The organism is Serpentinimonas raichei, assembly GCF_000828895.1.
In the GTDB taxonomy this organism is placed as follows: domain Bacteria; phylum Pseudomonadota; class Gammaproteobacteria; order Burkholderiales; family Burkholderiaceae_C; genus Serpentinimonas; species Serpentinimonas raichei.
In genome coordinates this window covers 2,327,513-2,340,435 of the sequence record NZ_AP014568.1, presented here as the reverse complement: position 1 = coordinate 2,340,435, position 12,923 = coordinate 2,327,513, and the positions used below count along the sequence as shown (strand labels likewise).

The 12,923-nt window shown below is 66.2% G+C and carries 15 protein-coding genes; 11 read left to right on the top strand and 4 right to left on the bottom strand.

Going from position 1 to position 12,923, the window contains the following annotated elements:
- Window positions 1–60 precede the first annotated feature (60 nt).
- Complete coding sequence (locus tag SRAA_RS12750) at window positions 61–324, bottom strand: hypothetical protein (RefSeq protein ID WP_144318756.1); 264 nt, start codon at window positions 322–324, stop codon at window positions 61–63.
- Complete coding sequence (locus tag SRAA_RS10935) at window positions 325–1,638, bottom strand: methyl-accepting chemotaxis protein (protein ID WP_144318755.1); 1,314 nt, start codon at window positions 1,636–1,638, stop codon at window positions 325–327. It abuts the gene before it with no gap.
- A gap of 141 nt (window positions 1,639–1,779) precedes the next feature.
- Between SRAA_RS10935 and SRAA_RS10930 the strand changes: the two genes are divergently transcribed.
- From SRAA_RS10930 to SRAA_RS10915, 4 genes are all read left to right on the top strand, one after another.
- Window positions 1,780–2,364, top strand: a complete 585-nt coding sequence (locus SRAA_RS10930; protein WP_045532712.1) for a cob(I)yrinic acid a,c-diamide adenosyltransferase — start codon at window positions 1,780–1,782, stop codon at window positions 2,362–2,364.
- A 231-nt stretch (window positions 2,365–2,595) separates the two neighbouring features.
- On the top strand, window positions 2,596–2,907 hold the full coding sequence (flhD, locus tag SRAA_RS10925) for a flagellar transcriptional regulator FlhD (RefSeq protein WP_045533797.1): 312 nt from the start codon (window positions 2,596–2,598) through the stop codon (window positions 2,905–2,907).
- A gap of 59 nt (window positions 2,908–2,966) precedes the next feature.
- A complete protein-coding gene (flhC, locus tag SRAA_RS10920; protein ID WP_082040110.1) occupies window positions 2,967–3,509 on the top strand; it encodes a flagellar transcriptional regulator FlhC in 543 nt (180 codons plus the stop codon).
- Window positions 3,510–3,673: 164 nt separating this feature from the next.
- Window positions 3,674–4,699: a sulfate ABC transporter substrate-binding protein gene (locus SRAA_RS10915; protein ID WP_045532710.1), complete on the top strand. Its 1,026-nt coding sequence runs from the start codon at window positions 3,674–3,676 to the stop codon at window positions 4,697–4,699.
- Window positions 4,700–4,738: 39 nt separating this feature from the next.
- Here the strand turns inward: SRAA_RS10915 and hepT are convergent, their stop codons facing one another.
- Together hepT and mntA are read right to left on the bottom strand one after the other, a co-directional pair.
- On the bottom strand, window positions 4,739–5,167 hold the full coding sequence (gene hepT / locus SRAA_RS10910; RefSeq protein WP_045532708.1) for a type VII toxin-antitoxin system HepT family RNase toxin: 429 nt from the start codon (window positions 5,165–5,167) through the stop codon (window positions 4,739–4,741).
- Entirely contained in the window at window positions 5,157–5,552 is a 396-nt protein-coding gene (gene mntA / locus SRAA_RS10905; protein ID WP_045532707.1) for a type VII toxin-antitoxin system MntA family adenylyltransferase antitoxin, read from the bottom strand. The genes hepT and mntA overlap by 11 nt, the downstream gene beginning before the upstream one ends.
- A 294-nt stretch (window positions 5,553–5,846) precedes the next feature.
- Between mntA and SRAA_RS10900 the strand changes: the two genes are divergently transcribed.
- The 7 genes from SRAA_RS10900 to paaK all read left to right on the top strand — a co-directional run bounded on the left by SRAA_RS10900 (window position 5,847) and on the right by paaK (window position 12,908).
- On the top strand, window positions 5,847–6,854 hold the full coding sequence (locus SRAA_RS10900) for a sulfate ABC transporter substrate-binding protein (RefSeq protein ID WP_045532705.1): 1,008 nt from the start codon (window positions 5,847–5,849) through the stop codon (window positions 6,852–6,854).
- A complete protein-coding gene (gene cysT / locus SRAA_RS10895; RefSeq protein ID WP_045532703.1) occupies window positions 6,855–7,769 on the top strand; it encodes a sulfate ABC transporter permease subunit CysT in 915 nt (304 codons plus the stop codon).
- Window positions 7,766–8,698 (top strand): sulfate ABC transporter permease subunit CysW, encoded by a 933-nt coding sequence (cysW, locus tag SRAA_RS10890; protein ID WP_045532701.1) that lies wholly within the window; start codon window positions 7,766–7,768, stop codon window positions 8,696–8,698. Before cysT ends, cysW begins: the two co-directional genes overlap by 4 nt.
- A gap of 22 nt (window positions 8,699–8,720) precedes the next feature.
- The gene (locus tag SRAA_RS10885; RefSeq protein ID WP_045532699.1) at window positions 8,721–9,809 is read left to right on the top strand and encodes a sulfate/molybdate ABC transporter ATP-binding protein; all 1,089 of its coding nucleotides are present in this window, start codon (window positions 8,721–8,723) and stop codon (window positions 9,807–9,809) included.
- A 69-nt stretch (window positions 9,810–9,878) separates the two neighbouring features.
- Complete coding sequence (gene paaX / locus SRAA_RS10880; protein WP_197538509.1) at window positions 9,879–10,838, top strand: phenylacetic acid degradation operon negative regulatory protein PaaX; 960 nt, start codon at window positions 9,879–9,881, stop codon at window positions 10,836–10,838.
- Between the two features lie 218 nt (window positions 10,839–11,056).
- Entirely contained in the window at window positions 11,057–11,551 is a 495-nt protein-coding gene (gene paaI / locus SRAA_RS10875; protein ID WP_082040037.1) for a hydroxyphenylacetyl-CoA thioesterase PaaI, read from the top strand.
- 31 nt (window positions 11,552–11,582) lie between these two features.
- Entirely contained in the window at window positions 11,583–12,908 is a 1,326-nt protein-coding gene (gene paaK, locus SRAA_RS10870; RefSeq protein WP_045532698.1) for a phenylacetate--CoA ligase PaaK, read from the top strand.
- Window positions 12,909–12,923 lie beyond the last annotated feature (15 nt).

Sequence of the window (12,923 nt, the reverse complement as noted above, 5' to 3'; positions counted from 1 at the left end):
CCTTTGTGACCAAGGCTGTAACCAAGGGTATGCACGGCAGACGCAGACCGTGTCTGACATCTAGCGCGGCTGCGAGGGGCCACTGGCGTGATGGGGCAGCTTGAAAATGCCCATGGCATTGCTGACTTGAGCCGTTTGGTCAGACAGGTTGCTGGTGGCCGCTGCCGCTTGCTCTGCCAGCGCCGCGTTTTGCTGGGTCACGGTGTCTAGGTGCCCCACGGCTTGGTTCACCTGCGCAATGCCAGTGCCTTGTTCGCGCGCGGCGGCCGAGATTTCGGTCATGACGCCGGCCACCTTGGCGATGGAGCCAATCACGTGTTCCATCTACGCGCCTGCGCGAGTGGTGAGCGTCAAACCGGTATTGGCTTGGTCCAGTGACTCGGTAATCAGGGTTTTGATCTCTTTGGCGGCGGCCGCGCTGCGCTGCGCCAAGGCCCGCACTTCGCTGGCCACGACCGCAAAGCCGCGCCCCGACTCGCCGGCGCGGGCCGCTTCGACGGCGGCGTTGAGCGCCAAAATATTGGTCTGGAAGGCAATGCCGTCGATCACCCCGATGATGTCGCCAATCTTGCGCGACGACCGGTTGACGCCTTGCATGGTTTGCACCGCGCTGGCCACCACCTGGCCGCTCTCTTGGGCGGCCTGCGTGGCTTGACTGGCCAAGGCGTTGGCCTGTTCGGCGTTGCCGGCGCTTTGTGCCACGGTGGCGTTGAGTTGCTCCATGCTGGCGGCGGTTTGCTCCAGGCTGGCGGCTTGGGCTTCGGTGCGGTTGGAAAGGTCCTTATTGCCCGCAGCCAGTTGGCTCGTCTCGAGGCGGATGGCCTCGAAGTTTTGGCGCACATCGCCGATGATGCTGCGCAGGTTGATGTTGGTTTGGCGCAACGCGTTTTGCAACTGCCCCACGGGGTCTTCGCCCGCTGATGGCATGGTTTGAGTCAAATCCCCGCCGGCCAAAATCCGAGCCTGGCCCGTGATCTGCCGCAGTGGGGCCAAGACGCGCTGGCTCATCAGCCACATGGCCCAAACCAAGCTGGCACACCCTGCGCCAGCCAGCGCCACACCCAGCCCAGCGCCGCCGAGCAGGTCCAGCGCTTGCAGGCCCAACAGCAGCATGCAGCTCAGGGCCAACAGGTATGCGGTTTTGAGCTGCGCCTGCAGGTCAAAGCGCTGCAACAGCTGCTGGGTGGGTGTGAGCACGCGCCCGCGCTGGATGCGCAGCCGGCGTGGGTTGCCCGCACGCAGCTCTTGGTAGGTCTGCTCGGCTTGCTGCACCAAGGCGCGCCCGGGCTTGGTTCGCACCGACATATAACCCGTAGGCTGGCCGCGCTCGTACACCGGGGTGACATTGGCTTGGACCCAGTAGTAGTCGCCCGTTTTGGTGCGGTTTTTTACCAGCCCGGTCCACGGAAGGCCGCTCTTGAGGGTGGCCCACATGTCGGCATAAGCCGCTGGGGGCATGTCGGGGTGGCGCAGGATGTTGTGTGGGGCGCCCAGCAGCTCATGGGGCGCATAGCCGCTGATTTCGACGAAATACGCGTTGCAGTAGGTGATGTGGCCTTGCAAATCGGTTGTGGAAACGATGGAGGCATCGTCGCGCAGGACGATTTCGGTTTGGGTAATGGGCTGGTTGTTGCGCATGGGACTCCCCCTGGTGGCTGCTTCTTGTGACAGAATGGCTTGGGTAAATCCCGCGCCCGCAGCCAAAAAAGATAAAAAATCGGATTTCCTGATTTTATTATCATCTTGCCGCTGTCAAATCGCATAACCACAATCAAGACCATGGGCAACCGCCTGAGCCAGATCGCCACCCGCACCGGCGACGCCGGCACCACCGGGCTGGGCAACAACCAGCGCGTGAGCAAGAGCAGCTTGCGCATCCACGCCATGGGCGAGGTCGATGAGCTCAACTCCCAGCTCGGGCTGCTGCTGTGCGAGCCGCTGCCGCAAGATGTGCGCGCGCTGCTCGATGCCATCCAGCACCAGTTGTTCAACCTGGGCGGCGAGCTCAGCATCCCCGGCTACGAGCTGCTGCAAGGCGCGGCGGTGCTGGAGCTGGACCAGGCGCTGGCGCACTACAACGCCCAGTTGCCGCCGCTGCAAGAGTTCATCCTGCCCGCCGGCTGCCGCGCTGCCGCGCAGGCGCACGTGTGCCGCACCGTGGCGCGCCGCGCCGAGCGCCAACTGGTGGCGCTGGGCAACGAAGAAGCCCTGCACGAGGCCCCGCGCCAGTACCTCAACCGCCTGAGCGATTTGCTGTTCGTGCTGGCGCGCGTGCTCAACCGCGCCGCCGGGGGCGACGATGTGTACTGGCGCAGCACCCGGCTGCAGCGCACAGAGCCCGAGCCCGAGCCGCCGCAGGCCTAGCGCGGCTTGGGGTTGCTGCTCTGCCGTGTAAGAACTTGCCCTACAGCGCCCGGCGCAAACCCCGACACGCGCAACAGCCAATTTCCGATTCAAGAAGAACAGGCTGGCTTTCACAATCCATTTCAACGCTTCGACGTTTTCCTGCCGTGATTGCAGCAGGCGTCTCGAGGCCTCAACTGGAGAGTGAAATTGAACGCCACCGCCATCGCCCCTGCACCCGCCCTCGATCCCATGCTGGAGCAAATTCGAGAAATCAACCTCACCTATTTGATGCTGGCGCAGCAGTTGATTCGCCACGACATGGCGGAGGCGGTCTTTCGCCTCGGGGTGAGCGAGGAATCGGCCGAGCTGATCGCCGCGCTCTCACCGGCGCAGGTGCTCAAGCTGGCCAGCAGCAACACCCTGCTGTGCCGCATGCGCGCCGACGAAAACATGGTCTGGGCCCTGCTCACCAGCCGCCACAGCCCGCAGCGCAGCGGCAACGACACCACGCAGCAGCTGCACGCCAGCATCCTCATGGCGGGCCGGCTGGCCAGCGCCTGAGTTTGAGCGGCAACACCGAACGCCCTGCACCCACCACCCACCACCCACTGGAGTCCGCCTTGAGCACCGCCACCAAAAGCCTGGTCACTGAGAGCAAAGACATCGAACGCGCCGTGGCGCTGATCCACCTCGGGGCGCGCTTGCAGGTGCTCGAGAGCGAGACCGATTTGTCTTACGAAAAACTGCTGCGCCTGTACAAAGAGGTGGCGGGCAAGTCGCCCAGCAAGGGGCAGTTGCCGTTTTCCACCGACTGGTTTTTGAGCTGGCAGCCCAATATCCACGCCTCGCTCTACGCCAACATCGCCGAATACCTGGACAAAACGGTATCGCTCGATTCGATCGAGGTGGTGATGAAGGCCTACAAACTCTACGCCGAGCAGATGCAGCTCTGCGGCATCGAGCCGCTGCTGAGCGTCACCCGCGCCTGGCGCCTGAGCAAGTTCATGGCCGCCAACATGCTGGTGCGCACCCGCTGCACCTGCTGCGGTGGGCATTTCGTGACCGACCCCTACGAGAACTCCCGCTACTTTGTGTGCGGCCTGTGCAAGCCACCGGCGCGTGCGGGCAAGGGCCGGGCGGCGGGCGGGCTGCGGCTGGAGTGAGCGGCGGCCATGCGCCCGCTGTGACTTGGAGTGCAGGGGCTGCTCGGGCGTGCAGGGTTTACGTTTATATATAAAAAGCATAAAGTAACTATATTTAATTCTTTTGAGTTTGTAGGATTTTCTCGCATGATCGCGCCCACACCAGCCTTTCAGACGAGGAAACCATGCCCAACCGCCGCCGCTTGCTGCACCTGCTGGGTGCCAGCGCCCTAGGCCCCGCCGCTTTCAGCCTGGCCAGCGCCTCCACCCCAAGCGCGCCGCTCACGCTGCTCAACGTCTCTTACGACCCCACGCGCGAACTCTACGCCGACTACAACCCGCTCTTCGGCCAGCATTGGCGCGAGCGCACCGGCCAAGTGCTGACTTTTCAGCAGGCGCACGGCGGCTCGGGGCGGCAAGCGCGCGCCATCATCGACGGGCTGGCCGCCGACGTGGCCACGCTGGCGCTGGCGGCCGACATCGATGCCTTGCACCACAACGGCAACTGGGTGCCGCGCGACTGGCAGCGCCGCCTGCCGCACAACAGCACCCCCTACACCTCGACCATCATCTTCGTGGTGCGCAGCGGCAACCCGAAAAACATCCGCGACTGGGGCGACCTCGTGCGCCCGGATGTGCGCGTGGTCACGCCCAACCCCAAAAGCTCGGGCGGGGCGCGCTGGAACTACCTGGCGGCGTGGGAATTTGCGCGCCGCCAAAGCGGCAGCGTGGCCGGGGCGCGGGATTTCGTGACGCGCCTATACCGCAACGTGCCGGTGCTGGATGTGGGCGCACGCGGTGCGGCCACCAGCTTTGCCCAGCGCAACCAGGGCGACGTGCTGCTGGCGTGGGAGAACGAGGCCCACTTGCTGGAAAAAGAATTTGGGCAGCGGGTCGATTTCGTTTACCCCAGCATCAGCATCTTGGCCGAGCCCCCGGTCACGGTGGTGGACCGCAACGTGGAGCGCAAAGGCAGCCGCGCCGCAGCCCAAGCCTACTTGGAACACCTCTACAGCGAAGCCGGGCAAGACTTGGTCGGCAAACACTTCTACCGCCCGCGCTCGGCCGCCGCGCTGGCCAAGTACGCACACCAGTTCCCCGCGCTGACCCTGTTCACCATCGACGAGGCTTTTGGCGGCTGGACCAACGCCACTCGCGTGCACTTTGCCGAAGGGGCGCTGTTCGATCAGATTTTTACGCTGCGGCGCTGAGCGGCTGATGTGGAATGGCTGCAGTGCCGGAAGGCCGGTTTAGCGTGCGGGCGGGGCGGCGTCGCGCTGCAGCAGAGCCTGGCTGTAGTGCAGGAATTCATCGAGATGTTGTTCGATGATGCGCACCGTGATCGGCAGTTGCAGGGCTTGGTAGTCGTGCACCGCAATGTTGCGAAACCCCACCATGCGCTTGAGGCCATCAGCCAGTTCGGCTGTGATCCAGCCGCCCTGTGCCAGCAGGGTGAACACGTCGCGAGCGCTTTGCGGCAGGCCCAGTTGCTCGCGCCGGATCAGGTGCTGTCCCATGTCTAGGGCGGCCTCGCAGGCGCGCTGGATGTTCAAAATGGCGGCATCTTGGCGCGTGGTGTCGGTGCCAAACCCGCTCGGGTTGGCCGCGTACTCTTGGCGCGCCCGCGCCACGCAGCGCTCGATGGTGGCGGCCTTGTTGAGCAACACCTCATCGTGCATAAACGGTTCCCCTTTGCAGGATGTCGGCCAGCAGCCCGGCGCGGGCCTCGTCGAGTGCGGTTTTTTCGCTCAGCATGGCGGCCTCGAACAGGGCGGCTTGGGCATCCAGCGCCCACCAGCGCTGGCCGGTGACAAGAATCTGGTGTTGCAACACAGTCGAGGCGGCGCGCAGGTCCAGCAGATCGACCGGGCAGCCCGCCACATCGGCCAAATCGCCCGCCAGATCGAACAAAGCCAAGGGGTCGGCGTAGCCCGCAACCAGCACCGCCAAGTCCAGATCGCTCTGCGGTCCGGCGGTGCCTTGGATGCGGCTGCCAAAGGCATAGATGGCCAGCAGATCGGGCAGGCGCTCGCGCAGGGTTGCAACGATGGTTGGGCGGTTCATGCGGCTAAGCGGGCAAGCCGACGCTGGATAGCGGCGTTTGTGCGCGGGTGGTCTGGCGATAGGGCATGGGGGTGGTGAGTGGACGGCCGCTTGGGTGCGTGCGGCACCGACTCCAGTATAGCCAGCCCAAACTGCGGCAGGCTACGGCTGTGGGGCACAGCAGAAGCGCAGCGTGCCAAGTCCGTTAACAACTTTAAGTCATGTAGAAACAAAAACAAAGTAGTTTGACATATGAAGAAGGCCGGGCACACTCGCGCTTCGCACCGTCTGCCTCAAGCCCTTGGAGCCCCTCTCATGAAACCCAGTCTGCGTGGCCTGTTGGCCGTATTTGCCCTTTTGACCCTGCTGTTTAGCCCGTGGGCGCTGGCCCAGGGCACTTTGCTCAACGTCTCGTTCGATGTCTCGCGCGAGTTCTACCGCGAGATCAACGCCGCCTTCGTGGCGCAGCAGCAGCAGCGCGGCGCACCGGAGCTGCGCATCGACATGTCGCACGCCGGCTCCAGTGCGCAGGCGCGTTCCGTGGCCGACGGGCTGCACGCCGATGTGGTGAGCATGAACACCGTCACCGATATCGAATTTTTGGCCAGCCGCGGCGTGGTGGCGGCCGACTGGCGCCAGCGCTTCCCGCACCAAGCGGTGCCGACCACTTCGACCATGCTGTTTTTGGTGCGCCAAGGCAACCCGAAGAACATCCGCGACTGGAGCGACCTGGTCCGCCCTGGGGTGCAGGTGGTGGTGGTCAACCCCAAAACCGGCGGCAACGGCCGCATGGCTTACTTGGCCGCATGGGGCTACGTGCGCAGCAAAGGCGGCTCCGACGCCGATGCCGCCGCCTTCGTGCGCCAGCTCTACCGCAACGTGCCGGTGCTGGCGCGCGGCGGGCGCGACGCGACCGGGGTCTTTTTGCAGCGCAACATCGGCGACGTGCTGGTGACCTTCGAGTCTGAAGTGATTTCGGTTGAGCGCGAGTTTGGCGTCGGGCATGTGGATGTGGTGCACCCGAGCGTGAGCTTGCTCACAGAAAACCCGGTGGCGCTGGTGGAGCGCACCGTGAACCAGCGCGGCTCGCGCGAACTGGCCACGGCCTACCTGAACTTCCTCTACAGCGAGCAGGGGCAGGAAATCGCAGCGCGGCACCACTTCCGCCCGCGCAACCCCGAGGTGCTGCGCCGCCACGCCCAGACCCTGCGCCCGATCCGGCTCTTTACCGTGGAGCAGTATTTCGGCTCTTGGGCCGAGGCACAGCGGGTGCATTTCAACGACGGCGGCACCTTCGACCAAATTTTTGAGGCGCGACGCTAAATGGCTACCGCATCCACACTGGTGCTCGAGGGCACGGCAGCGCCCGGTGGGCGCAAACCCAGCGCGCCGCAGGCCAGACCGAAGCAGCGCGCGGTCAAGCGCGTGTTGCCCGGTTTTCACCTGGCGCTGGGCTACACGGTTTTCTACCTCAGCCTGATCGTGCTGATTCCGCTGGCGGCGCTGATACTCAAAACCTTCGAGATGAGTTGGGCCGAGTTCTGGGAGGCCGCGACCACGCCGCGTGCGCTGGCGGCGTACCGGCTCTCGTTCGGGGCGGCGCTGCTGGCGGCGCTGTTCAACCTGGTGTTTGGGCTGCTGCTGGCCTGGGTGCTGGTGCGCTACACCTTCCCCGGCAAAAAGATCGTCGATGCGCTGGTGGACCTGCCCTTTGCCCTGCCGACGGCGGTGGCGGGCATTGCGCTGGCCGCGATTTTGGCTGGCAACGGCTGGATCGGGCAGTTCTTTGAGCCGCTGGGCATCCAGCTCGCCTTCAACCCGACCGGGGTGGTGATCGCGCTCATCTTCGTCGGCCTGCCCTTTGTGGTGCGCACGGTGCAACCGGTGCTGCAAGACGCCGAGCGCGAGCTCGAAGAAGCGGCGCAGTGCCTGGGTGCCACGCGCTTGCAGATTTTTTGGCGCGTGATCCTGCCGACCATCATCCCGGCGCTCATGACGGGTTTTGCCATGGCCTTTGCGCGCGGGGTCGGGGAGTTTGGCTCGGTGATTTTTATCGCCGGCAACATCCCCATGGTGTCGGAGATCGTGCCGTTGGTGATCATTGGCCGCCTGGAAGCCTTTGACTACCAGGGCGCGGTGGCGCTGGCTTCGGTGATGCTGCTGTTTTCCTTCGTCATGCTGCTGGCGATCAACGCCTTGCAAGGCTGGCAGCGCAGCCGCGCCGGAGGTGGCCTGTGAGCGCCGCCGTCGGGCGCTCCGGGCGCGTCGGCGTGCGCCAGGGCGAGGCGCCCTGGGTGCGGCGCTTGCTGATCGGGCTGGCGCTGGGCTTTATGTTCCTGTTCCTGGTGTTGCCGCTGCTGGCGGTGTTCACCGAGGCGCTGCGGCTGGGCTGGGGCGCCTACTTCGAGGCCCTGCGCGACCCCTACGCCATGTCGGCCATTCGGCTCACGCTGCTGGTGGCCGCCATCACGGTGCCGCTGAGCCTGGTGTTTGGGGTGGCGGCGGCGTGGGCGGTGGCCAAGTTCGAGTTCTGGGGCAAGTCTTTCCTGACCACTTTGATCGACCTGCCGTTCTCGGTCTCGCCGGTGGTGGCGGGTTTGATCTATGTGCTGGTGTTTGGCGCCCAGGGCTGGTTCGGGCCGTGGCTGGACGAGCGCGGCATCCAGATCATCTTTGCCGTGCCGGGCATCGTGCTGGCCACGCTGTTCATCACCTTCCCCTTCATTGCGCGCGAGCTGATTCCGCTCATGCAGGCGCAGGGCACCGATGAGGAGCAAGCGGCGCTGGTGCTCGGGGCCAGCGGCTGGCAGACTTTCTGGCGCGTGACCATGCCCAACATCAAGTGGGGCCTGATCTACGGCGTGATTCTGTGCAACGCGCGCGCCATGGGCGAGTTCGGCGCGGTGTCGGTGGTCTCGGGCCATATTCGCGGCCAGACCAACACCATGCCGCTGCACGTGGAGGTGCTGTACAACGAATTCCAGTCGGTGGCGGCCTTTGCCGTGGCCTCGCTGCTGGCGCTGCTGGCGCTGGTGACGCTGGTGATCAAGTCGGTCTCGGAGTGGCGCATGGAGCGCGAAATGAAGGCCCTCGACGCCATGGCGCCCGAGCGCCCCGGCGCTGCCGCCGGTTCCAGCAGCCCCTCTTGGGCCGGCCGTCCGGTCTGAAACCTTGTAAGCGAGTTACCCCATGAGCATCGAAATCCGCCAAGTCTCCAAGCATTTCGGCAACTTTCACGCGCTGAAAAACATCGACCTCGACATCGAATCGGGCGAGCTGCTGGCGCTGCTGGGCCCCTCGGGCTGCGGCAAAACCACGCTGCTGCGCATCATCGCCGGGCTGGAAACGCCCGAGCATGGGCACATTCTGTTCAGCGGCCAAGACACCACCGACGTGCACGTGCGCGAGCGCAACGTGGGCTTCGTGTTCCAGCACTACGCGCTGTTTCGGCACATGACGGTGTTCGAGAACGTGGCCTTTGGGATGCGCGTGAAACCCCGGCGCGAGCGCCCGAGCGAGGCCCAGATCAAGGAGCGCGTACACGAGCTGCTGGGGCTGGTGCAGCTCGACTGGCTGGCGGATCGCTACCCTTCGCAGCTCTCGGGTGGGCAGCGCCAACGCATTGCGCTTGCGCGCGCGCTGGCGGTGCAGCCGCGCGTGCTGCTGCTCGACGAGCCCTTTGGCGCGCTCGATGCCAAGGTGCGCAAGGAGCTGCGGCGCTGGCTGCGCCGCCTGCACGACGAGCTGCAGGTGACCAGCATCTTCGTCACCCACGACCAGGAGGAGGCGCTGGAAGTGGCCGACCGCGTGGTGCTGATGAACCAGGGCCGCATAGAGCAGGTGGGCACGCCGCAGCAGGTGTGGGAGCACCCGGCCAGCCCCTTCGTCTATGGTTTTTTGGGCGACGTGAACCTGTTTCACGGCCGCGCCCACGAGGGCCAGTTGCACCTCGAAGGGGTGGCGATCGACACGCCCGAGCACGCGCTGGCGCGGGACGCGCAAGCCTTTGCCTACGTGCGCCCGCACGACCTGGAGGTGGAGCGCTGGCGCCCCGGCGCGGTGGGGATTGCGGCCGAGTTGCAGCGCCTGATCGTGGTGGGGCCGATTGCGCGGCTGGAGCTGCTGCCGCTGGACGCCGAAGCCCCCGACGGGCACGACCCGCTGATCGAGGCCCAGATACCGGCCGAGCGGCTGCGCGAGCTCGGCCTCAAAGAAGGCGACCGGGTGCTGCTCTCGCCCAAGAAGGCGCGCGTGTTTTTGCAGCCGCAGCCGGCCTGAGGGCGGCGGCTGGCGGGCACTGGGTGCCGCGGCCAGGCCGGGCGCGCGGCGGCGCTACCATTGGGCCCCATGTTGACTCCCAGTGCCACCTCGGCTTGCGGGCAGCGCCTGGAGGCTTTTCGCCAACTCGGGCGCATGCGCGCAGGCTCGCTCATCATCACCTGTTTTGGCGACCTCTTGCTGCCGCGCGGCGGCCGCATTTGGCTCGGCAGCCTGATCGCGCTGCTGCAGCCGCTGGGCCTGAGCGAGCGGCTGGTGCGCACGGCGGTGTACCGCTTGGTCAAGGACGAATGGCTGGCGACCGAAGCCAGTGGGCGGCGCAGCGACTATTTCCTCACCCAAACCGGGCGCCAGCGCTTTGAGGAGGCGGCCGAGCAGATCTACGCCCCGGCGGCGCCGGACTGGGACGGCCACTGGCGCTGGGTGCAGGTAGTGGGTGAAATGGGCAGTGGCCCGCGCGAGGCCGTGCGCCGCGCCCTGTATTGGCAAGGCTTTGGCGAACTGGGCCGGGGCAGCTTCGTACACCCCGGTGCCGACTGGGAGCAGGTGCGGCTGGCGTTGCGCAGCGACGGCCTAGGCCCGTGGCTGCCCGCCCTGCTGCCTTTGCAGGCCACGCACGCTCGAATGCAAGGCAGCGCCGACGACGCCGCGCTGGTGCAGCGCGCTTGGCCGCTGGCGGCGCTGGCGGCGGGTTACCTGGATTTCGTGCAGCGCTACCAGCCCATACTGGCCGAGTGCCAGTGGGCGCAGTCGGGTGGCGGCACCGACGCCACCGCGCTGCAACTGCGCCTGCTGCTGCTGCACGACTACCGGCGCCTGCTGCTGCGCGACCCGCAACTGCCCGCCGCGCTGCTGCCGCCCGACTGGCCAGGCCAGCAAGCGCGCAGCCTCTGCCAGGCCCTGTACCTGCACTTGCTGCCCGCCTCCGAGCGCCATCTGGACACCCACTTGCAACTGGCCGACGGCACCCTGCCCACAGCCAGCGCGCGGTTGCAGCAGCGCTTTGCGGCCGCGCGCGCGCCTCTCTGAGCAGCGCCCAGCACGCCCAGTCGCGCCCGGCAACAGTCGGCCCGAGCAGGCGGGAGCGGGCACCCAACCAAGGGAAAACCCCGTCTTGCCAAGCACCGGGTTTAGGCTTGATACTTTAGCCAAGGATTTCGGTGCAATTTTGTATCGGAATTGTGCCCCACACCTAGCACCCCAGTGCCGACCGTGGCAAGGCCCCATCAGCGACCCATCAGCGACCCATGAGCGACGACCCCATGAGCGATCCGATTTGCGATTCAGCGCACCCCAGCGCACCCGACCCGGCGCAGCAACTGGCGCAAGACTGCGCCGCGTCCATGTGGGCGCGCGACCACGCTGCGCAGGCGCTGGGCATGCGCCTGCACGCCGTTGGGCCGGGCTGCGCCAGCCTGGGCATGGTGGTGCGCCCCGACATGGTCAACGGGCACCGCATCTGCCACGGCGGCCTGATCTTCACCTTGGCCGATACCGCCTTCGCCTACGCCTGCAACAGCAGCAACGCCAACACCGTGGCCTCGGCCTGCCAGATCGACTTCCTAGCCCCGGCGCGCCTGGGCGACGAGCTCGAAGCCCAAGCGCAGGAGCGCGCCCTGAGCGGGCGCAGCGGCGTCTATGACGTGACGGTGCGCCTGCGCGGCGGTGGCACCGTGGCCTTGTTCCGGGGCAAGAGCCACCGGGTGCAGGGTGCCGTGATCGAGCTGCCCCAATCTGCCTGAAGCCAGACCTTTAGCCCCAGAGCCAAGACCCATGCCCGTCAAACACCCCCGCCCCGGCGACCTGGAGCCGATCGAGCGCGCCAGCCGCGACGAAATCGCCGCCTTGCAACTGCAGCGCCTGCGCTGGAGCCTGCGCCACGCCTACGACCACGTGCCGCACTACCGGCGCAGCTTCGACGCCGCCGGGGTGCACCCAGACGATCTGCGCACGCTGCACGACCTGGCGCGTTTTCCTTTCAGCACCAAAGACGACCTGCGCGCCAACTACCCCTTTGGCATGTTTGCCGTGCCGCGCGAGCAGGTGCTGCGCCTGCACGCCTCATCGGGCACCACCGGCAAGCCAACCGTGGTGGGCTACACCGCACAAGACATCGACACCTGGGCCAACCTGGCGGCGCGCTCGATCCGCGCCGCGGGCGGGCGCGCGGGCGACATCGTGCACGTGGCCTACGGCTACGGTCTGTTTACCGGCGGGCTGGGGGCGCACTACGGGGCCGAGCGGCTGGGCTGCACGGTGGTGCCGATGTCGGGCGGGCAAACCGAAAAGCAGGTGCAACTGATCCGCGACTTCAAACCCGACCTGATCATGGTCACCCCCTCCTACGCGCTGGTGATTGCCGAGGAATTCGAGCGCCAGGGCCTGGGGCCCGAGGACATTTCCTTGCAGATCGGCATCTTTGGGGCCGAGCCCTGGGGTGAGGGCATGCGCGCCGAAATCGAGCGCAAACTCGGGCTCGATGCGGTCGACATCTACGGCCTGTCCGAAGTCATGGGCCCGGGCGTGGCCAGCGAATGCGTGGAATCCAAAGACGGCCCGGTGGTGTGGGAAGACCACTTCTACCCCGAGATCATCGACCCCGAAACCGGCGCCGTGCTGCCCGACGGGGCCAGTGGCGAGCTGGTCTTTACCTCGCTGAGCAAGCAGGCCATGCCGGTGATCCGCTACCGCACCCGCGACCTGACCCGGTTGCTGGCGCCCACCTCGCGCGCTTTTCGCCGCCTGGGCAAGATCAGCGGCCGCAGCGACGACATGCTGATCGTACGCGGCGTCAACGTCTTTCCGACCCAGATCGAGGAGCAGATTCTGCGCGATCGGCGCCTGGCCGGCATCTACCAGATCCACCTCAGCCGCGACGGGCACTTGGACCAGATCGAGGTGCGCTGCGAGCTGCAAGCCGAATGTTCCGGCAAGCTCACGGCCGCCGAGAAGCAGGCGATCGGGCAGCAGTTGCAGCACCAGATCAAGACCCACATCGGCGTCAGCAGCCGCGTCACGGTGCTGGAGGCGCAGCAGATCGAGCGCAGCCTGACCGGCAAGGCGCAGCGGGTGATCGACCAACGCCCCAAACCAACCTGAATTTACCCCCAGCAG